This window comes from Spinactinospora alkalitolerans (assembly GCF_013408795.1).
Lineage (GTDB): Bacteria > Actinomycetota > Actinomycetes > Streptosporangiales > Streptosporangiaceae > Spinactinospora > Spinactinospora alkalitolerans.
In genome coordinates this window covers 3,888,208-3,904,489 of sequence record NZ_JACCCC010000001.1, presented here as the reverse complement: position 1 = coordinate 3,904,489, position 16,282 = coordinate 3,888,208, and the positions used below count along the sequence as shown (strand labels likewise).

16 protein-coding genes are annotated in these 16,282 nt (G+C 73.0%); 9 read left to right on the top strand and 7 right to left on the bottom strand.

Annotated features, from left to right (window positions below; genetic code table 11):
• Positions 1–462: 462 nt before the first annotated feature.
• Positions 463–1,161: a membrane protein YczE gene (yczE, locus tag HDA32_RS17315; RefSeq protein ID WP_246334398.1), complete on the bottom strand. Its 699-nt coding sequence runs from the start codon at positions 1,159–1,161 to the stop codon at positions 463–465.
• A gap of 60 nt (positions 1,162–1,221) precedes the next feature.
• Here yczE and yczR point away from each other — a divergent pair, with 60 nt between their 5' ends.
• A complete protein-coding gene (gene yczR, locus HDA32_RS17310) occupies positions 1,222–2,652 on the top strand; it encodes a MocR-like transcription factor YczR (protein ID WP_179644174.1) in 1,431 nt (476 codons plus the stop codon).
• A gap of 73 nt (positions 2,653–2,725) precedes the next feature.
• Here yczR and HDA32_RS17305 read toward each other — a convergent pair whose 3' ends face one another.
• Positions 2,726–2,968 carry a hypothetical protein gene (locus HDA32_RS17305; RefSeq protein ID WP_179644173.1) on the bottom strand — a complete coding sequence of 81 codons (243 nt, stop codon included), beginning with the start codon at positions 2,966–2,968 and terminating at the stop codon, positions 2,726–2,728.
• 65 nt (positions 2,969–3,033) lie between these two features.
• Between HDA32_RS17305 and HDA32_RS17300 the strand changes: the two genes are divergently transcribed.
• Positions 3,034–4,908, top strand: a complete 1,875-nt coding sequence (locus HDA32_RS17300; protein ID WP_179644172.1) for an AMP-dependent synthetase/ligase — start codon at positions 3,034–3,036, stop codon at positions 4,906–4,908.
• Positions 4,909–5,171: 263 nt separating this feature from the next.
• Here HDA32_RS17300 and HDA32_RS17295 read toward each other — a convergent pair whose 3' ends face one another.
• Positions 5,172–6,008, bottom strand: a complete 837-nt coding sequence (locus HDA32_RS17295; RefSeq protein WP_179644171.1) for an alpha/beta hydrolase — start codon at positions 6,006–6,008, stop codon at positions 5,172–5,174.
• A gap of 207 nt (positions 6,009–6,215) precedes the next feature.
• Here HDA32_RS17295 and moaA point away from each other — a divergent pair, with 207 nt between their 5' ends.
• The 4 genes from moaA to HDA32_RS17275 all read left to right on the top strand — a co-directional run bounded on the left by moaA (position 6,216) and on the right by HDA32_RS17275 (position 10,220).
• A complete protein-coding gene (moaA, locus tag HDA32_RS17290; protein WP_312863220.1) occupies positions 6,216–7,205 on the top strand; it encodes a GTP 3',8-cyclase MoaA in 990 nt (329 codons plus the stop codon).
• Positions 7,206–7,342: 137 nt separating this feature from the next.
• Positions 7,343–8,530: an RtcB family protein gene (locus tag HDA32_RS17285; protein ID WP_179644170.1), complete on the top strand. Its 1,188-nt coding sequence runs from the start codon at positions 7,343–7,345 to the stop codon at positions 8,528–8,530.
• Between the two features lie 271 nt (positions 8,531–8,801).
• Positions 8,802–9,479, top strand: a complete 678-nt coding sequence (locus HDA32_RS17280) for a hypothetical protein (protein WP_218882506.1) — start codon at positions 8,802–8,804, stop codon at positions 9,477–9,479.
• Positions 9,480–9,557: 78 nt separating this feature from the next.
• Positions 9,558–10,220 (top strand): hypothetical protein, encoded by a 663-nt coding sequence (locus HDA32_RS17275; RefSeq protein WP_179644169.1) that lies wholly within the window; start codon positions 9,558–9,560, stop codon positions 10,218–10,220.
• A gap of 26 nt (positions 10,221–10,246) precedes the next feature.
• Here HDA32_RS17275 and HDA32_RS17270 read toward each other — a convergent pair whose 3' ends face one another.
• On the bottom strand, positions 10,247–10,759 hold the full coding sequence (locus HDA32_RS17270) for a GNAT family N-acetyltransferase (protein WP_179644168.1): 513 nt from the start codon (positions 10,757–10,759) through the stop codon (positions 10,247–10,249).
• Positions 10,760–10,882: 123 nt separating this feature from the next.
• On the opposite strand from HDA32_RS17270, the gene HDA32_RS17265 reads away from it, so the two are divergent.
• Together HDA32_RS17265 and mobA are read left to right on the top strand one after the other, a co-directional pair.
• Positions 10,883–11,272 (top strand): SAV_915 family protein, encoded by a 390-nt coding sequence (locus HDA32_RS17265; protein WP_179644167.1) that lies wholly within the window; start codon positions 10,883–10,885, stop codon positions 11,270–11,272.
• Positions 11,273–11,332: 60 nt separating this feature from the next.
• Positions 11,333–11,926 (top strand): molybdenum cofactor guanylyltransferase, encoded by a 594-nt coding sequence (mobA, locus tag HDA32_RS17260; protein WP_179644166.1) that lies wholly within the window; start codon positions 11,333–11,335, stop codon positions 11,924–11,926.
• A gap of 68 nt (positions 11,927–11,994) precedes the next feature.
• Here the strand turns inward: mobA and HDA32_RS17255 are convergent, their stop codons facing one another.
• Positions 11,995–12,201, bottom strand: coding sequence for a hypothetical protein (locus tag HDA32_RS17255; RefSeq protein WP_179644165.1), 207 nt, complete (start codon positions 12,199–12,201; stop codon positions 11,995–11,997).
• A gap of 539 nt (positions 12,202–12,740) precedes the next feature.
• Between HDA32_RS17255 and HDA32_RS17250 the strand changes: the two genes are divergently transcribed.
• Positions 12,741–12,950 (top strand): dodecin, encoded by a 210-nt coding sequence (locus HDA32_RS17250; RefSeq protein WP_179644164.1) that lies wholly within the window; start codon positions 12,741–12,743, stop codon positions 12,948–12,950.
• Positions 12,951–13,158: 208 nt separating this feature from the next.
• Here the strand turns inward: HDA32_RS17250 and HDA32_RS17245 are convergent, their stop codons facing one another.
• Positions 13,159–14,577, bottom strand: a complete 1,419-nt coding sequence (locus HDA32_RS17245; RefSeq protein WP_312863219.1) for a metallopeptidase TldD-related protein — start codon at positions 14,575–14,577, stop codon at positions 13,159–13,161.
• Positions 14,578–14,650: 73 nt separating this feature from the next.
• The gene (locus HDA32_RS17240; protein ID WP_179644163.1) at positions 14,651–16,138 is read right to left on the bottom strand and encodes a TldD/PmbA family protein; all 1,488 of its coding nucleotides are present in this window, start codon (positions 16,136–16,138) and stop codon (positions 14,651–14,653) included.
• Positions 16,139–16,282 lie beyond the last annotated feature (144 nt).

Genomic DNA, 16,282 nt, shown 5'->3' with positions numbered 1-16,282 from the left:
ATCACGTAGTCGCGGACGTACCGTATCCAACTCTCGGCAGCGCGCAGGACACCCTGGATCTCCATGGGGGGCCCATTTCCAGTACCGGCGAGGTTAGTCGTGCCGATCATCGCCGTCGCGGCCGGCCGCGCGCATCGAGATCCCCTTCGCACGGCGTTCCGCCCACGGTACCGGCCGCTCCGAGCGGTCAGGAGCGATGCGGTCGAATTGTGAAGCAACGGACATCGCGCCGTGTGGCCACTTGTTTCGGCCCTGATCAGGACGGTCCGTAACGCGCTTCGCGGAACCGGTCCCCCGCCGGGCGGGCGGGGGGACCGGTTCCGCGATGGGGGCGGGGCCCGGCGATGTCCGACGACCGGGTCCGCACAGGGGGGGCGGCTGTCGCAGGCGCGCAAGCCGCCGGCGGCACAGAGGGACCGAGCCCTAAAAGCCCCGCCCGCGAATCCATCGGTCGGACATCAGTCAGGCGCTCCTCTCGCCGTCCCTCTCCTCCTCGATCGCGAGCATCGGCAGGAAGACCTGCGCCAGCGGGCCGATGGCCAGTGCGAAGAGCAGGGTGCCCACGCCGACGGTGCCGCCGAGCAGGAAGCCGACGATCACGACGGCGACCTCGATGCCGGTGCGCGCCGACCGGACCGAGATCCCGCGCTCGGCCAGGCCGGTCATCAGCCCGTCGCGCGGGCCGGGGCCCAGCCGCGCGCCGATGTAGCAGCCCGTCGCCACGCCGGTGACCACGATGCCCAGGACCAGCAGCGCCCAGCGCGCGAGCAGGTCCTCCGGCGTCGGCAGCCACCACAGTGAGATGTCGACCGAGACCCCCACCACCACGACGTTGCTCAGCGTGCCGATGCCGGGGCGCTGGCGCAGCGGAATCCACAGCAGCATCAGCAGCGCGCCGACGATCACGCTCCACGTGCCGATCGACAGGCCCGTCTGCCGGGACAGCCCCTGGTGCAGCACGTCCCACGGGGCCGCCCCGAGAGCGGAGGCGACCTGCAGCGCAGCGCCCAGTCCGAAGAGGTGCAGGCCCAGGTAGAGCCGCCAGAGGCGGCGGAAGCGGGGGCGCGGCAGGGCCGGCGTGATGAAGACGCGGCGGGCCTGCCGGGTGAGAGAGGACAATTGGCGCGAAATCGCTGTTGAGAGGGTGTCAAACTGGGCCATGTAGGTGATATTGGTACTTCCAGGTCCGATTTGATAGGGCCAATACCGGAAAGTGGCACCATGGCGGTCGGAGAAAGACGGATCAACGGGCACCTATTGGCCAGGCTGATCGGCGCCAAGGCGCGGGAACGGCCCTACTACCTCGCCGTGGGGCGGGCGATCAGCGGGCTGGTCCTCGACGGCCGCATCCCCACCCACACCCGCCTGCCCGCCGAGCGCGACCTGGCCGCCGCGCTGCGGCTCAGCCGCAACACCGTCACCGCCGCCTACACCTGGCTGCGCGAGAACGGCTACCTGGACAGCCGCCAGGGCGCAGGGAGCTGGACCGCGCTGCCCGACACCGGGGCCGGCGCCGGGGCGCCGTTCGTGCCCGTCACCGAGCACATCGACCTGGGCGTGGCGGCCCTGCCGGCCATCGAGGGCGTCGAGGCGGCCGCCCGGCTGGCGGTCGACCAGCTCGCCGCGCACGTCGGCGGGCAGGGCTACGCCCTGTTCGGGCTCCCGGAGCTGCGCCACGCGATCGCCCGCCGCTACGTCGAGCGCGGCCTGCCCACCACGCCCGAGCAGATCTTCGTCACCAACGGCGCCCAGCACGCGGTCGCGCTGCTGATGGAGCTGCTGATCGAACCCGGTGACGGCGTCCTGGTGGAGTCGCCCACCTACCCGCACCCGCTGGCCACGGCCCGCCATCTGGGGGCGCGCCTGCGGACCGTCGGGGTGCCGCGCGGCGGCTGGGAGATGGACAACGTCGTCGACGCGTTCCGGCAGTGGCGTCCGAACCTGGCCTACCTCGTCCCCGACTTCCACAACCCCACCGGCGCGCTGATGGACGACCGCGAGCGCGCCACCGTCGTCGCCGAGGCCGCGAAGGCCGGCACCTCGATCATCGTCGACGAGACCGTGGCCGAGCTCGCGATCGACTCCGGCGACCAGCCGGCGCCCATGGCGGCCCACGACCGGGACGGCCGCGTGTTCAGCGTCGGCTCAGCGACCAAGCTGCTGTGGGGCGGCCTGCGCGTCGGCTGGATCCGGGCCACCCCGCCCATGGTCTCGCGGCTCATGGCACTGCGGCAGCGGTTCGACCTGTCCACCCCGATCCTGGAGCAGCTCGTCGTCACCCACCTGCTCGCAGACCTCATGCGCATCCGCACCGAGCGCAGCAGGCAGCTGCGCCGCAACCGCGACGCGCTGGCCGCCGCGCTGCGCGACCGGCTGCCCGAGTGGCGCTTCGACACGCCCAGCGGCGGCCTGGTGCTGTGGGCGCAGATGCCCCGGCCCGTGGCCACCGCGCTCGGCGAGGCCGCGAGCCGGCACGGTGTGCACCTCGCGCCCGGCCCCGTCTTCGGCGCCGAGGGCACGCTGGAGCACTACGTGCGCCTGGTCCACACCCAGCCGCCGGAGGCGCTGGCCGACGCTGTGCGCCGGCTCGCCGACGCCTACGCCGACACCGTCGCCAAACCCGCCCCGGCCCCGCGCGAGCTCTACGTCTGACCGCGCTCGGCCGGCGCCACCGCTCCGCTGCGCACCGATCTCGGCGCTGCGGGCGATGAGACCGCCCGCGCCTTCAGGCCGCGCCTTCCGGGCGCCGGGCGCCGCAGCTCGGCGACGGATCGCTGCCGGGGCCGGCCACCTCGCCGCTCAGCATCGGCGTCCACGTGACCATCGTGCTTCCGCTGCTGTGGCCGCTGGCCCGGATGGCGCTGCGGCGTCGCGGCGGGCGCGGGACCGGGGACGGAGCGGCGGAGAAATTATCGCCGATCATCTGAGGAACGGACGAATCATCGACCTTCACCTTGAAACCGCTCACCCGAACATGGTGCGATTTCCGAATCCGTGGTGATTCATGCCACACCTGACGAGTGGAGCGCGGTTATGGGGCATTCCGAGGTACTGAGAGCGCGCACGGAGGTGGAAGCGGAGATCCGCGGCCGGACGCTGGTGGACTGGTTCCGCGACGCGGCGCGCCAGGACGCCGACGCGCCGGCGCTCTCGGACCGGATCAGCGACACCTCCGGCGACCACTGGAAGACGCTGACCTGGGGGGAGTACCGCCAGACCGCCCTGGAGCTGGCGGCGGCCTACATCGAGGCCGGGGTGCGCCACGGCGACGTCGTGGCGCTGATGCTGCCCAACCGCTCCGAGCACCTGCTCGCCGACCTCGGCGCGGTGCACGCCGCGGCGGTGCCGCTGACCGTCTACGCCACGTTCGCCCCCGAGCAGATCGCCTACGTCGCCGCGGACTGCCGGGCCAAGGTCGCGGTGATCGACGGGGCCGACCAGCTCGCCCGCTGGCAGCCGGTCCTCGACCAGTTGCCCGAGCTGCACACCGTCGTGGTGCGCGACGCCGCGGTGCTGCCCCCGCCGCCTCAGGGCGGCGGCCCGCGGTTCGTCTCCTGGGACGACTTCTGCGAGTCCGGGCGCCGCCGCCACGCCGCCGACCCCTCCGAGGTCGAGGAGCGGATGGCCGGGCTGCGGCCCGGGGACGCCGCCACCATGCTCTACACCTCCGGCACCACCGGCAGCCCCAAGGGCGTCGCCGAAACCCACCACCAGGTGCTCTACCAGGTCACCGTCGCCATGCGGGCCACACGCCTGCCGCACCGCGGGATCACGCTGTCCTACCTGCCGCTGGCCCACATCGCCGAACGGGTCCTCAGCGTCTACATGCCGATCAGGGTCTCCGCCCACATCCACTTCTGCCCCGACCCCGTGCAGGTCGGCGCCTACCTGGGCCTGGTGCGGCCCAACGGGCTGTTCGGCGTCCCCAGGGTCTGGGAGAAGCTGCAGGCCGGCCTGACCGCCGCGCTGGGCGCGGCCCCGCAGGAGCAGCGCGACGCGATCGAGGCCGCGGCCGAGGTCTCCAGGGCCCACATCGCCGCCGGGCAGTACGGGCGGCAGCGCGACCCCGAGCTGGCCGAGCGCTTCGCCCGGGTCGACGAGCAGGTGCTCAAGCCCATCCGCGCCCTGATCGGACTGGACCGCGCGGAGTTCTTCGCCAGCGCCGCGGCACCCATGCCCGAAGAGGTGCTGCGCTTCTTCTCCGGGCTGGGGATCACCGTCCGCGACATCTACGGCATGACCGAGAACTGCGGCGCGGTGACGGTCAACCGAGAGGACGGCTACAAGTTCGGCAGCGTGGGCCTGCCCCTGGACGGCATCGAGGTCCGCATCGCCGAGGACGGCGAGATCATGGTGCGCGGCCCGATCAACGTCACCGGCTACCTCAACCGGCCCGAGGAGAGCGCGGCGCTGATCGACGAGGACCAGTGGCTGCACACCGGCGACATCGGCCGGATGGACGACGACGGGTTCCTCTACGTGGTGGACCGCAAGAAGGAGCTGATCATCACCGCAGGCGGGGAGAACATCGCCCCGGCCGGCATCGAGAGCCTGCTCAAGGAGCACCCGCTGATCGGCCAGGCGCTGGCCTACGGCGACCGCCGCCCCTACCCGGTGGCGCTGCTGACGCTGGACGCCGAGGTGGCGCCCGGCTGGGCGGGCTCGGCCGGGCTCGGCGTCTCCGACCTGGCCGAGCTCGCCCAGCACCCGGCCGTGCTGGCCGAGGTGGAGAGGGCCGTGACCGAGGCCAACCGCCGACTGGCCCGGGTGCAGCAGGTCAAGCGGTGGCGGCTGCTGCCGGTGGAGTGGACGGCCGAGAGCGAGGAGCTCACCCCCACGCTCAAGCTCAAGCGCAGGGTGATCCAGACCAAGTACGCCGACGCCATCGACGAGCTGTACGGGAGCTGAAGGCCCTTATCGGCGGAGGGCCCGAAAGCTCAGCCGAAGACCACAAGTCGCGGTGACTGGACGATCCTCTCGTGTGGCCGAAGGCCCCTCGTAGGGATCGCACCGGCGCCGCGCAACCCACGCCGCCACCATGGGCTCCGGACCGTAACCGCGGTGTCGGTGTGCACCCGAGGTGCGGGTCTACTTCGCGTGCGGGTGGGCGATTTTTCGTCTACGGGCCCGGCGGCCACGCGAGAGAATCGCCCACCCGCACGCCACCTTTTTCACCCGCGCCCGGCGCAGCGGCGGGCGAACCGGGTGACCTCCTCCAGCACCTCGTCCCGGTTGACCTCGTTGAAGACCTCGTGGCGCGCCCCGGGGAAGATCCGGGCGGTGAAGTCGGGACCGGCCAGCGACTCGATGCCGACCTTGGTGCCCGAGACCGGCACCAGCCGGTCGTCGGAGCCGTGCACCCACAGCAGCGGCAGCCCGTCCACCGTCCCGTCGGCGGCGGCGCGCTCCATCTCGCGCACGATCGCCAGGACCGTGGGGCGCTTGAACGGGCCGTGCCAGACCAGCTCGTCGGCGGTGTAGGCGGCCCCCACCGAGGGGTCGCGCGAGAGCGTCGCCGGATCGATCGGGGCGTCGGGGATCTCCTCCAGGCCGGCCAGCTCCTCGATCGCGCTCCAGCGCCCCAGCACCGGCCCGGACAGCACCAGCCCCGCCAGGTCGCCCCGGTACCGCTGGGCGTAGCGGGCCGCGATCAGGCCGCCCATGGAGTGGCCGATGACGACCAGGGGGATGGACCGGTAGGCGCTGCGCGCCTGGGTGACCACGCGGTGCACGTCCTCGACGACGTCGGCGAAGTCCTCGATGAGCACCCGCTCGCCCGAAGAGCGCCCGTGCCCCCGGTGGTCCGGCCCGTAGACCGCGGCGCCCTCGGCGCACAGCAGCCGGGCGACGCCGTCGTAGCGGCCGATGTGCTCGCCGTAGCCGTGCACCAGCACCGCCAGCCAGGTGGGATCGGCCGAACCGTCCACCCACGCCCTGGCGTGCAGCCGCCCCGACCCCTGGGGTCCGCCCGGCAGCTCCCATTCCCGCGTGCTCACGTCACCGGTCATGTGCGTCCTCTCCCGCAGTTCTTCGCCGGTCCCGACCTTACGGGCTCCTTCCGCGCGGTTCGAGGCCGGGCGGCGCGCCCTCCCGTCGCGCGAAATCCGGCCGCGGTCTTGGGAAACCGTCGCCGGCTTCTTCTAGGCTGGGGGGCACGCGGCGGAGGGCGCGCCGCTTTTCGCACCCGCCGCACCAGAGAGCTGGAGGTGAAGCCCGTGCTGGCCGATTCCTACGGGAGAGTGGCCACGGACCTGAGGGTCTCCCTCACCGATCGCTGCAACCTGCGCTGTACCTACTGCATGCCGGCCGAAGGACTGGACTGGCTGCCAAAGCCCGAACTGCTCACCGACGACGAACTCCTGCGCCTGATCCGCATCGGCGTCACCCTGCTGGGGATCGAGGAGATCCGGTTCACCGGCGGCGAGCCGCTGCTGCGCAAGGGCCTGCCCGGCATCGTCGCGGCCACCACCGCTTTGCGCCCGCGTCCCCAGACCGCGCTGACCACCAACGGCATCGGCCTGGCCCGGATGGCGCCGGCGCTGGCCGAGGCCGGGCTGGACCGGGTCAACGTCTCCCTCGACACGCTGCGTCCCGACGTCTTCGAGAAGCTGGCCCGCCGCCGCCGGCTGGACGACGTCCTGGAGGGCATGGCCGGCGCCGCGGCGGCCGGGCTCACCCCGGTCAAGGTCAACGCGGTGCTGATGCGCGGCGTCAACGACGTCGAGGCGCCCGAGCTCCTCCGCTACTGCCTCGACCACGGCTACGAGCTGCGTTTCATCGAGCAGATGCCGCTGGACGCCCAGCACGGCTGGCGGCGCGAGAACATGATCACCGCCGACGAGATCCTGGACCGGCTCGGCGCGGCCTTCACCCTGGAGCCCGCCGACGCCGCCGAGCGCGGCAGCGCGCCCGCCGAGATCTTCCACGTCGACGGCGGCCCCGCCAAGGTCGGCGTCATCGGCTCGGTGACCCGGCCGTTCTGCGGCGCCTGCGACCGGGTCCGGCTCACCGCCGACGGCCAGATCCGCAACTGCCTGTTCGCCCGAGAGGAGTCCGACCTGCGCGCGCTCCTGCGCTCCGACGCCTCCGATGCCGAGATCGCCGACCGCTGGCGCGCCGCCGTGGCCGCCAAACTGCCCGGCCACGGCATCAACGACCCCAGCTTCCTGCAGCCGGCGCGCCCCATGTCCGCGATCGGAGGCTGACCGCGTTCCCGTGCGCGCCCCGGGTGCGCGCACGGGAAAACCGGTTGCCCCGCCGGGCCGGTTCTGGCGTCATTGTGGGGGCGCGGACGGCGAAGGCGTTCCGCGCGGGCCCGGCGTCTGAGAAGGGGAGGTGGCCCATGCCCTACACCGAGAGTTCCGGAGTGCGCGTCCCGATCCGGATGTGGGCCGACCCGCAGACGGTCGAGCCGGCCGCGATGGACCAGCTCCGCAACGTCACCATGCTGCCGTGGGTGCACGGCCTGGCCGTGATGCCCGACGTGCACTACGGCAAGGGCGCCACCGTCGGCTCGGTGATCGCCATGCGCGGCGCCGTGTCGCCCTCGGCCGTGGGCGTCGACATCGGCTGCGGCATGACCGCGGTTCGGACCTCCCTGACGGCCGAGGACCTGCCCGACGACCTGGGCGCGCTGCGCTCGGCGCTGGAGAAGGCCGTCCCCGTCGGGTTCCAGATGCACCGGGACCCCGTCGACCCCCGGCGGGTGCACGGGCTCAAGACGGCCGACTGGGACCGGTTCTGGGCGGAGTTCGGTTCCCTCGCCCCGGCCGTGCAGGACCGCCGCGACCGCGCGGCCAAGCAGGTGGGCACCCTCGGGGGCGGCAACCACTTCCTGGAGGTCTGCCTCGACGACGGGGGCGCCGTCTGGGCGGTGCTGCACTCGGGGTCGCGCAACATCGGCAAGGAGCTCGCCGAGTACCACATCGAGCAGGCCCGCGGGCTGCCGCACAACCGGGACCTGCCCGACCGGGACCTCGCGGTGTTCGTGTCGGGGACGCCCCAGATGGCGGCCTACCGCCGCGACCTGTTCTGGGCCCAGGACTACGCCCGGCGCAACCGCGACGTGATGATGGGCCTGACCTGCGACGTGCTGCGCAGGGAGTTCCCGCGCGTGACGTTCGACCAGTGGATCTCCTGCCACCACAACTACGTGGCCGAGGAGAGCTACGACGGCGTCGACGTGCTGGTCACCCGCAAGGGCGCCATCCGGGCCGGCCGCGGCGACCTCGGCATCATCCCGGGGTCCATGGCCACCGGCACCTACATCGTGCGCGGACTGGGCAACCCCGATTCGTTCAACTCCGCCTCGCACGGGGCCGGACGGCGGATGAGCCGCAACAAGGCGAAGAAGACCTTCACCGAGGCCGACCTGATCGAGCAGACCAAGGGCGTGGAGTGCCGCAAGGACAGGGGCGTGCTCGATGAGATCCCGGCCGCCTACAAGGACCTCTCCGAGGTGATCGACGCCCAGACCGACCTGGTCGAGGTCGTGGCCCACCTGCGCCAGGTGATCTGCGTCAAGGGCTGACCGGTCCGGCCGGCGGGCCCCCGGAGCATCCGGCTCCGGGGGCCCGCCGTGTGCGGCCGAGGGGGTTGCGGACGGGCGCTCACCCGCATCGTGTCCCCGTACGGGAATGCCGAATCGAGACGCCTTATCGCGCTTCTTGCCCGGCGGAGCTGGCATTTTACCGCAATGCGCGGCATCGCGAGTTTCGCGCATTTTCTCCGGGGCAGCCAACATCATGAAGCCTCGAACGTCGGGCCCCGGCGGTCCGGCCCTGAACCCGCAGGAGGCACGAATGGACACGGGCCTGATCATCGGCATCGTGGTGGCCGCCATTGTCCTGGTACTCATCGTCGCCGCCGTGGCCGTGATTGTGCCCGGGCGGCGCAGGCGGCGCCTGAGGGAGAAATTCGGCCCGGAATACGATCGGGCGGTCGAGCGCCACCACGATCCCAAGGCCGCCGAGCGCGAACTGGCGGGCCGGGAGAAGCGCCACTCCAGATTGAAGCTCCGCCCCCTGTCCCCCGAGGCCCGGGACGGCTACGCCCAGGGCTGGGTCCGGATCCAGGAGCGGTTCGTCGACGCCCCCGTCGAAGCGGTCGCCGAAGCCGACAGCCTGGTGACACGGCTGATGGCCGACCGGGGCTACCCCACGGAGGGGTTCGAGCAGCAGGCCGCCGACCTCTCGGTGGAGCACGCGCGCACGATCGACCACTACCGCGCCGCGCGCGACATCAGCGAGCGCAGCGAGCGCGGCGAGTCCACGACCGAGGAGCTGCGCACCGCGATGGTCCACTACCGCACGCTCTTCTCCGACCTGCTGGACCGCGACCTCAGCGGCAACGGCGGCGGGCAGGGCAGGCACGCCGCCGACCCGAACACGCCCGAGGGCAGCGACGGATACGCCGAGACCGGGCCGCCGTCCGACGCGGCACCGGGCGACCCGGGCCGGGACGAGCCGCACCCGCGCTGACGGGTCCGCCGGCCGGCGCGGACCGCGCGCAGCGGCGGACCACGCGGACCACACGGTCCGGAAAGGAGACGCATTCCCGTGAACCGAGACGGTGAGACCCCTCCGGGCGCCGTTCCCGAACCCGGTGGGACGAGGAGCCACGCGGACGACTCCGAGGCCTTGGCGAGCAAGCGCGAAGCGCGCTGGAACTTCCGCCGCTCCGAACGCAGACGGGCCGACCAGGCCCGCAGCGAGGCGAAGGCCTCCGAGCCCGGCCCCGACGCGGCGGCGCAGCGCCCGGAGCGGCGCGAGGCGCCGACCTCCGTGTCCGAGGCCGCCCGCACGCCGGCCCCGCGGTCGGCGTCGGAGACCGGGGAGCCGCCGGTGCGGCCGCCGGCCGCGCAAGAGGAGGCCGAGCCCGCCGCCGACGCGCCCGGGAGCGCATCGGCCGCCGGTGCGCCGCAGCAGCACAACGGTGACGACATCGGGGCCAGGCTCTTCTCGCCCGACGAGGTCGACACCTTCCGCCATCAGTGGCGCGATCTGCAGGGCGACTTCGTCGACGACCCGCGCAAGGCCGTGCACGACGCCGACGTCCTCGTCGGGCGCATCCTCGACACGTTGACCGCCAACTTCGCCGAGCACAAACGCAGGCTGGAGGGCCAGTGGGGGCGCGAGGGGGAGGCCCAGACCGAAGACCTGAGGCTGGCCCTGCGCAGTTACCGCACCTTCCTCAACCAGCTCCTGAGCACCAAGGGGTGACGCCTTCCCGAGGAGGCCCGGTCCGGTTACCGGACCGGGCCCCCGCTCGGCCGCAACGGGGCGAGGAGCAGTCCGTAGGCCATCAGGGTGAGCCCCGGGTGCACCGTCCAGTCGCGCTCGGGCAGCCTCCCGAACCCCTCGGACTCGTACAGCCGCTGGGCGGCGACCATGGCGGGCTGGGTCGACAGCACGAGGTGGCGCATCCCGGCCGCCGCCGCGCGGTCGCGCACGGCGTGCAGCAGGAGTCGGCCGACACCGCGCCCCTGGGACTCCGGGGCGACGGCGAGGGCGCGGACCTCGCCTTCGGCGCAGGACCGCGTGACCTCGCTGTCGTCCCGGTGAGGCCGGAGGGTGACGGTGCCGAGGACGTCGTCGCCGTCGGCCGCCACCAGGACCTCGCCGCGGTCCCCTCGCCCCAGTCCGCGCAGCGTCTCGACATATGGGGAGTCGGGTTCCAGCAGCTCCTGTGCCAGATAGGTCCGGACCCGCAGATCTCCCACCCGCGCCATCTCCTCGGCGCGCGCATTCCGTACCAGCATGCCGCCATCAAACCGCATCACCGCGACCGCGGGCCGACCGGGTGGCGCCCGCACCCCCGCCCAAGCCGCCCTCGCCCCCACAGCAGGAAAGGACACGTCCACACCATGGAGGACGCCCATACCATGCGGACCGACGCAGCCCCCACCTCCCGTCCCCCGTCCCGCAGCCGCACCCATCGCCACTCCCAGTCCCGTTCCCGCTCCCGCGGTGCGGGCGCGCGCCCGGCGCTCTACGTTCCGGTCCACGCCAGCGGCGGCGTCGAGGCGCTGCGCCTGGCGCGGCTGGACAGCGGCGAGCGGGTGGCCCTGGCCTTCACCGAACTCACCCGCCTGCGCGCCGCGATGGGACCGGATCAGCCGTGGACGCGGCTGGCCGAACCCGCGCTGCGGTCGATGCTCAGGCCGCTGGGGGTGTCGGGCATCCGCATCGACGCCTGGGCGGTGGCCGACCGCTCGCCGCGGCGGCGCCCACCGCACCGCGGCCCCCGCAGAACAACGGCGCCGACCCGTTAGGCGCGTCCCTGGGCGCATATCGTCGAGCTCGGTGAGCCGGCCCCGATGACGAGGAGACCCATGCCCGTGCTGGAAGCCTTCGACGCGGTCATCCTGGCCGGAGGAGCGGGTCGGCGGCTGGGCGGGGCTGACAAGCCCGCACTCGAGGTCGCAGGCGCCACACTGCTGGAACGGGTGGCCGCCGCCGCGTCGGGCGCCGACTCGACCGTGGTCGTCGGGCCGCGGCGCCCCAGCCCGGCCGCCCGCTACGTGAGCGAGGACCCGCCGCGTTCCGGCCCGGTCCCGGCCCTGCGGGCCGGCCTGGCCGAGGTGGACGCGCCCTGGTTCGCGCTGCTGGCGGGGGACCTGCCGTTCCTGGAGCCCGCGCACGTCACCCTTCTGCGCTCCTCGGCGATGGGCCACTGCGGGGCGCTCCTGGTCGACGCCGAGGGGCGTCCCCAGTGGCTCATCGGGGTGTGGCACACCGCCACCGTGCGTGCCGCGCTGACCGACTACGCCGGCCACTCCGTGCGCGGCCTGCTCGGCCCGCTGGATCCCAACCGGATCGTCCCGGGGGAGGCCGGCGACATGACCGCGTTCGACTGCGACACCCCCGAGGCGCTGGCCGAGGCCCGCGCCGCCCTGGAGGCTCTGCACGAGCGGCGCGACGGCTGAGTCCGCGCACCGGACCGCGCGGTCCGGTGCGCGGCCGCCGGGGCCGGCCCCGGCGGCGGTCCGGGCGCTCAGCCCGCGAAGTCGGTGAAGGCCACCGTCTCGCGCAGGAAGCCGCGGGCGTCGAGAAAGGCCGCGAGGTACTCGCGGTGCTCATCGCAGGCGAGCCAGGTCTTGCGGCGGTCGGGCGCGTGGATCTTGGGGTTGTTCCACACCAGCACCCATTGGGCGGGCGCCCGGCAGCCCCTCCGTGAGCAGTGCGCGTCCTCGGACGTCATTTCGCCGGTCGCAAGGTCATTCCGCATTGTTTACCCCCGAGGTCGGGAAACCGTGGTCTTCGGCAAGGAATGGTCAAGGCCGATTCCCGCGCAATAAAAAGCGACGCCGGGTGGCTACGGGGGCAAACCACCCGACGTCGCGGGCGGTGTTTCGACGGGGGCTCGAAACACCGGCCGTGCGCTTCGACGGGGGACCGAAGCGCTGATTCCCAATCTACACCGCCGATCCCCCTTGTACGTCAAGACTCTGTTACGACGTGATCTCGGGAGAGTCCCGCGCTTTTCCGGGCCAATGGTCCCGAACCGCCATCATTCGCCGCGTTCGCCGCGGGGGTTCCCGGAATCGCCGGTCGGGAAACGGCCACCTTCGGACGGGGAACGGCCAAGCGGGGGTCAAGCGGCGGCCAAGCGGCCGCCAAGCGCCGCGGAGGGCTCCGGGCCGTTCCTGGCCGCGCGGGGATTGGTCCGCCGCCGCGCGGGAAGCGTGCCACCAGGCGCCGGGTACACGGCCGCAGCGAAGGGCGTAGAGGAGCAGCAGCATGACCAACCACACCTACCGCGTCACCGAGATCGTCGGCACCTCGCCGGAGGGCGTCGAGCAGGCGATCCGCAACGGGGTCAGCCGGGCCTCGTCGACCCTGCGCGAACTCGACTGGTTCGAGGTCACCGAGGTGCGCGGCCACATCGAGAACGGCGAGATCGGGCATTTCCAGGTGGGGCTGAAGGTGGGGTTCCGGCTGGAGGAGTAGGGCGCGCGTCCGGGGCCCCGGCGACCCGAGGCCCCGCGGGGTGGGCGCCGCCGACGGCGGCGCCCACCCCGCGTCCGGTCTCATCGGGTTGTGGCCGCTGCGCTCCCGGGGCGAGGGGGACGTTCAGGGCCGGACCCGCTGTGCCGCCGGCGGCTTGCGCACACCGCGACAGCCGACCCCCTGTGCGGACCCGGTCGCCGAACATCCGTCAGGACGCCTTGCTCACCGTGGACATGTTGAAGTCCGGGATCCGCATGGTCGGCATGGCCGTGCGGGAGAAGTCCTCGTTGAACTCGCGGGACAGGGCCGGGACGGCGGCCCCCACCTCGGTGACCCGGCCCAGCAGGCTCACCGGGGACTCGTTGAACCGGAAGTTGTTCACCGCGCCCGTGACCTCGCCGTCCTCCACCAGGTACACCCCGTCGCGGGTCAGGCCGGTCAGCAGCATCGTCTGCGGGTCCACCGAGCGGATGTACCACAGGCAGGTCAGCAGCAGGCCGCGTTCGGTCCCCGCCACCATCTCCTCCTGCGTCGCGGTCCGGCCGGGCTGCTCCAGGACGAGGTTGTCGGTGTGGGCGGTCAGCGGGAGCCCGGTCAGCTCCGCCGATCGGCGGGTCTGGCACAGCGCGGACAGCGTGCCGCCGTCGATCCAGGCCGAGCGCCCCAGCGGCAGCCCGTTGTCGAACGCCGTGATCCGGCGCCCCGGCGCACCGGTGAGCACGAACGGGGCGCACTCCAGGCCGGGCTCGGCCGGATCGCTGCGCAGCGTCAGCGGCAGCGGTGACAGCCGCTCGCCGACCCGGGTACCGCCGTCCGGTGCGGAGAGCGCCGTGCGCCCCTCGTGGGCGTCCCTGGCTCCGGCCTCCCGGTAGAGGGCGATCATCAGGTCGGCGGCCGCCTCGGGCGGCAGCAGCGTCTCGTAGCGGCCCGCCGGCAGCTCCACCCGCCGCCGCGCCCACTGCATCCGGCGGGCCAGTTCGGCCTCCAGCGCCTCGGCGTCGACGTCGGTGAAGTCCCGGGTGGCCCGGCCCACCCAGGCCGAGTGGCCGGTTCCGGCCGACTTCGCGTTGAGCTCCACCGTCCCCGTCGGCTGGTCGTGCCGCAGCCGCACTCCGGTGGAGGAGCCGAAGAAGGTGGAGGTCATCGTGTGCTCGGCATAGCCGTAGAGCCGGGTCGCGGACTCGGCGCACCGGCCGAACGCCCGCCCCAGCCCCGGCGCGAACCGCTCGAACACCCCGATCCCGGTGTCGGCCGACGGCGCGTCCCAGTCGGCCGCCGGAGGGTGCGCCGCCTCCGGGCCGAGCAGCGGCCGGGCCTCCTCGGCCGGCGCGGCGGCGCGGCCGGCCGCCTCCGCCGCGCGCACGAGGTCCTCCAGCTCGTCGTCGCGCAGGCCGGTGCGGCTGACGACGCCCGCAGACATGCCCGCGCCGGCGGCCGGACCGGCGCCGCCGGTCAGGGCGATCACCGTGACGCCGCGGTTCCGGCTGACCCCGTTGGTGGTCAGCGTGTTCCCGGCCCACCTGAGATTGGCCGTGCCGGTCTCGGTCACCAGCACCATGCAGGCGTCGGCGCGCGACAGTTCCAGCACGCGCTCGACCGTGGCCTGGGGGGACAGGGGCTCGTTCACAGTGCACCTCGTGTTCGCGCCGTGCTCCGGGATTCGGTACGGAAGAAAAGGTCGTTTCGGTCCTGTGCTCTGGTCACGTACCGGCCTCCTGGACGGTGTTGAGGACGCGCACGCCCTCGAACACCGCGCTGGGGCAGCCGTGGCTGACGGCGGCCACCTGACCGGGCTGGCCCTTGCCGCATATGAACGTGCCGCCCAGCACGTGGGTCTGCGGGCCGCCCAGGACCGCCATCGAGTTCCAGAAGTCGGTCGTGGTGGCCTGGTAGGCGACGTCGCGCACCTGCCCGGCGATCCGGCCGCCCTCGATCCGGTAGAACCGCTGCCCGGTGAACTGGAAGTTGTACCGCTGCATGTCGATCGACCAGCTGCGGTCGCCCACGATGTAGATGCCGCGCTCCACCCCGCCGATCAGCTCCTCGGTCGAAGGGCCCCCGGGGGCGGGCGCAAGGGAGACGTTGGCCATGCGCTGGATGGGCATGGTCGCCGGCGAGTCGGCGAACGCGCAGCCGTTGGAGCGGCCGTGGCCCTGCAGCGCCGAGATGCGCCGGTCGCGCTGGTAGCCGGTCAGCACGCCGTCGCGGACCAGGTCGAAGGAGGACGCGGCCACGCCTTCGTCGTCGTAGCCGATGCTGGCCAGGCCGTGCTCGACGGTGCGGTCGCCGGTGACGTTCATGATCGGTGAGCCGTAACGCAGCGACCCGAGCCCGTCCACGGTGGCGAAGGAGGTGCCGGCGTAGGCGGCCTCGTAGCCGAGGGCCCGGTCGAGCTCGGTCGCGTGGCCGATGGACTCATGGATGGTCAGCCAGAGGTTGGAGGGGTCGATCACCAGGTCGTAGCGGCCGGGATCGACGCTGGGCGCGGCCAGCTTCTGCGCCAGCAGCTCCGGCAGCTCATCCAGTTCGGCCGCCACCGTCGGCAGGTACTCGTAGCCCCGGCCGGCCGGCGGCGAGATCGTCTCCATGGAATCCAGCCGGCCGTCGCGGGTGGAGACCACCTCCACTTCCGGCGCCAGGCGGACGCGCTGCTGGGTGGTGACCGTCCCGGCGGTGTCGGCGTAGAACTTCTGCTCCTTGGCCTGGAGCAGCCTGGCGTCGACGTGGGAGACGCGGGCGTCGGCCAGGAGGCGCCGGCTCCAGTCGGCCAGCAGGTCGGTCTTGTCCCGGGTCGCAACCTCGAAGGGGTCGATCTCGTAGGAGGAGACCCAGGTGACGTCGGTGTGGGCGGGCTCGGGCGCCAGCTCGATCCGCTCGGTGTTGATCGCCGAGGCGACCTTGGCGACCTCCACGGCCCGCGCGGCGGTCGCGGCGGCCGAGTCGGGGGTGAGCAGGGTGCTCGAAGCGAAGCCCCAGGTGCCGTTGTGGATCACCCGCACGGCGAATCCGAGGGTGTCGGAGTCGGCGGCCGTCTCCACCGCGCCGTCGGCCAGGATCAGCCCCTGGCCGCGGATGCGTTCGAGTCGGAAGTCGGCGTGGTCGGCGCCGAGGTCGCGGGCGCGCTGCAACGCCGCGTCGGCGAGCGGGCGCAGAGGCAGGGCGAGGAATTCGTGGTCGATGTCACGCACGCCTGAAAACGTAGCGCCCGCCGCGCTCCCGATGCCACAAGGGAGGGGACGTGGTCACCGGTTCCGCGCCGATCGTGAGCTTCGGCCTTGGCCCAAGGGGGTTTCGAGGCCCGCCCCAGGCCGGAGCAGGCGCGCCACCTTGGG

Bases quoted from the DNA above. Each gene is read 5' to 3' on its own strand.
- yczE (WP_246334398.1), bottom strand. From the start codon at position 1,161: ATGGCCCAGTTTGACACCCTCTCAACAGCGATTTCGCGCCAATTGTCC.
- yczR (WP_179644174.1), top strand. From the start codon at position 1,222: ATGGCGGTCGGAGAAAGACGGATCAACGGGCACCTATTGGCCAGGCTG.
- HDA32_RS17300 (WP_179644172.1), top strand. From the start codon at position 3,034: ATGGGGCATTCCGAGGTACTGAGAGCGCGCACGGAGGTGGAAGCGGAG.
- HDA32_RS17295 (WP_179644171.1), bottom strand. From the start codon at position 6,008: ATGACCGGTGACGTGAGCACGCGGGAATGGGAGCTGCCGGGCGGACCC.
- HDA32_RS17285 (WP_179644170.1), top strand. From the start codon at position 7,343: ATGCCCTACACCGAGAGTTCCGGAGTGCGCGTCCCGATCCGGATGTGG.
- HDA32_RS17280 (WP_218882506.1), top strand. From the start codon at position 8,802: ATGGACACGGGCCTGATCATCGGCATCGTGGTGGCCGCCATTGTCCTG.
- HDA32_RS17270 (WP_179644168.1), bottom strand. From the start codon at position 10,759: ATGCTGGTACGGAATGCGCGCGCCGAGGAGATGGCGCGGGTGGGAGAT.
- HDA32_RS17265 (WP_179644167.1), top strand. From the start codon at position 10,883: ATGCGGACCGACGCAGCCCCCACCTCCCGTCCCCCGTCCCGCAGCCGC.
- mobA (WP_179644166.1), top strand. From the start codon at position 11,333: ATGCCCGTGCTGGAAGCCTTCGACGCGGTCATCCTGGCCGGAGGAGCG.
- HDA32_RS17255 (WP_179644165.1), bottom strand. From the start codon at position 12,201: ATGACGTCCGAGGACGCGCACTGCTCACGGAGGGGCTGCCGGGCGCCC.
- HDA32_RS17250 (WP_179644164.1), top strand. From the start codon at position 12,741: ATGACCAACCACACCTACCGCGTCACCGAGATCGTCGGCACCTCGCCG.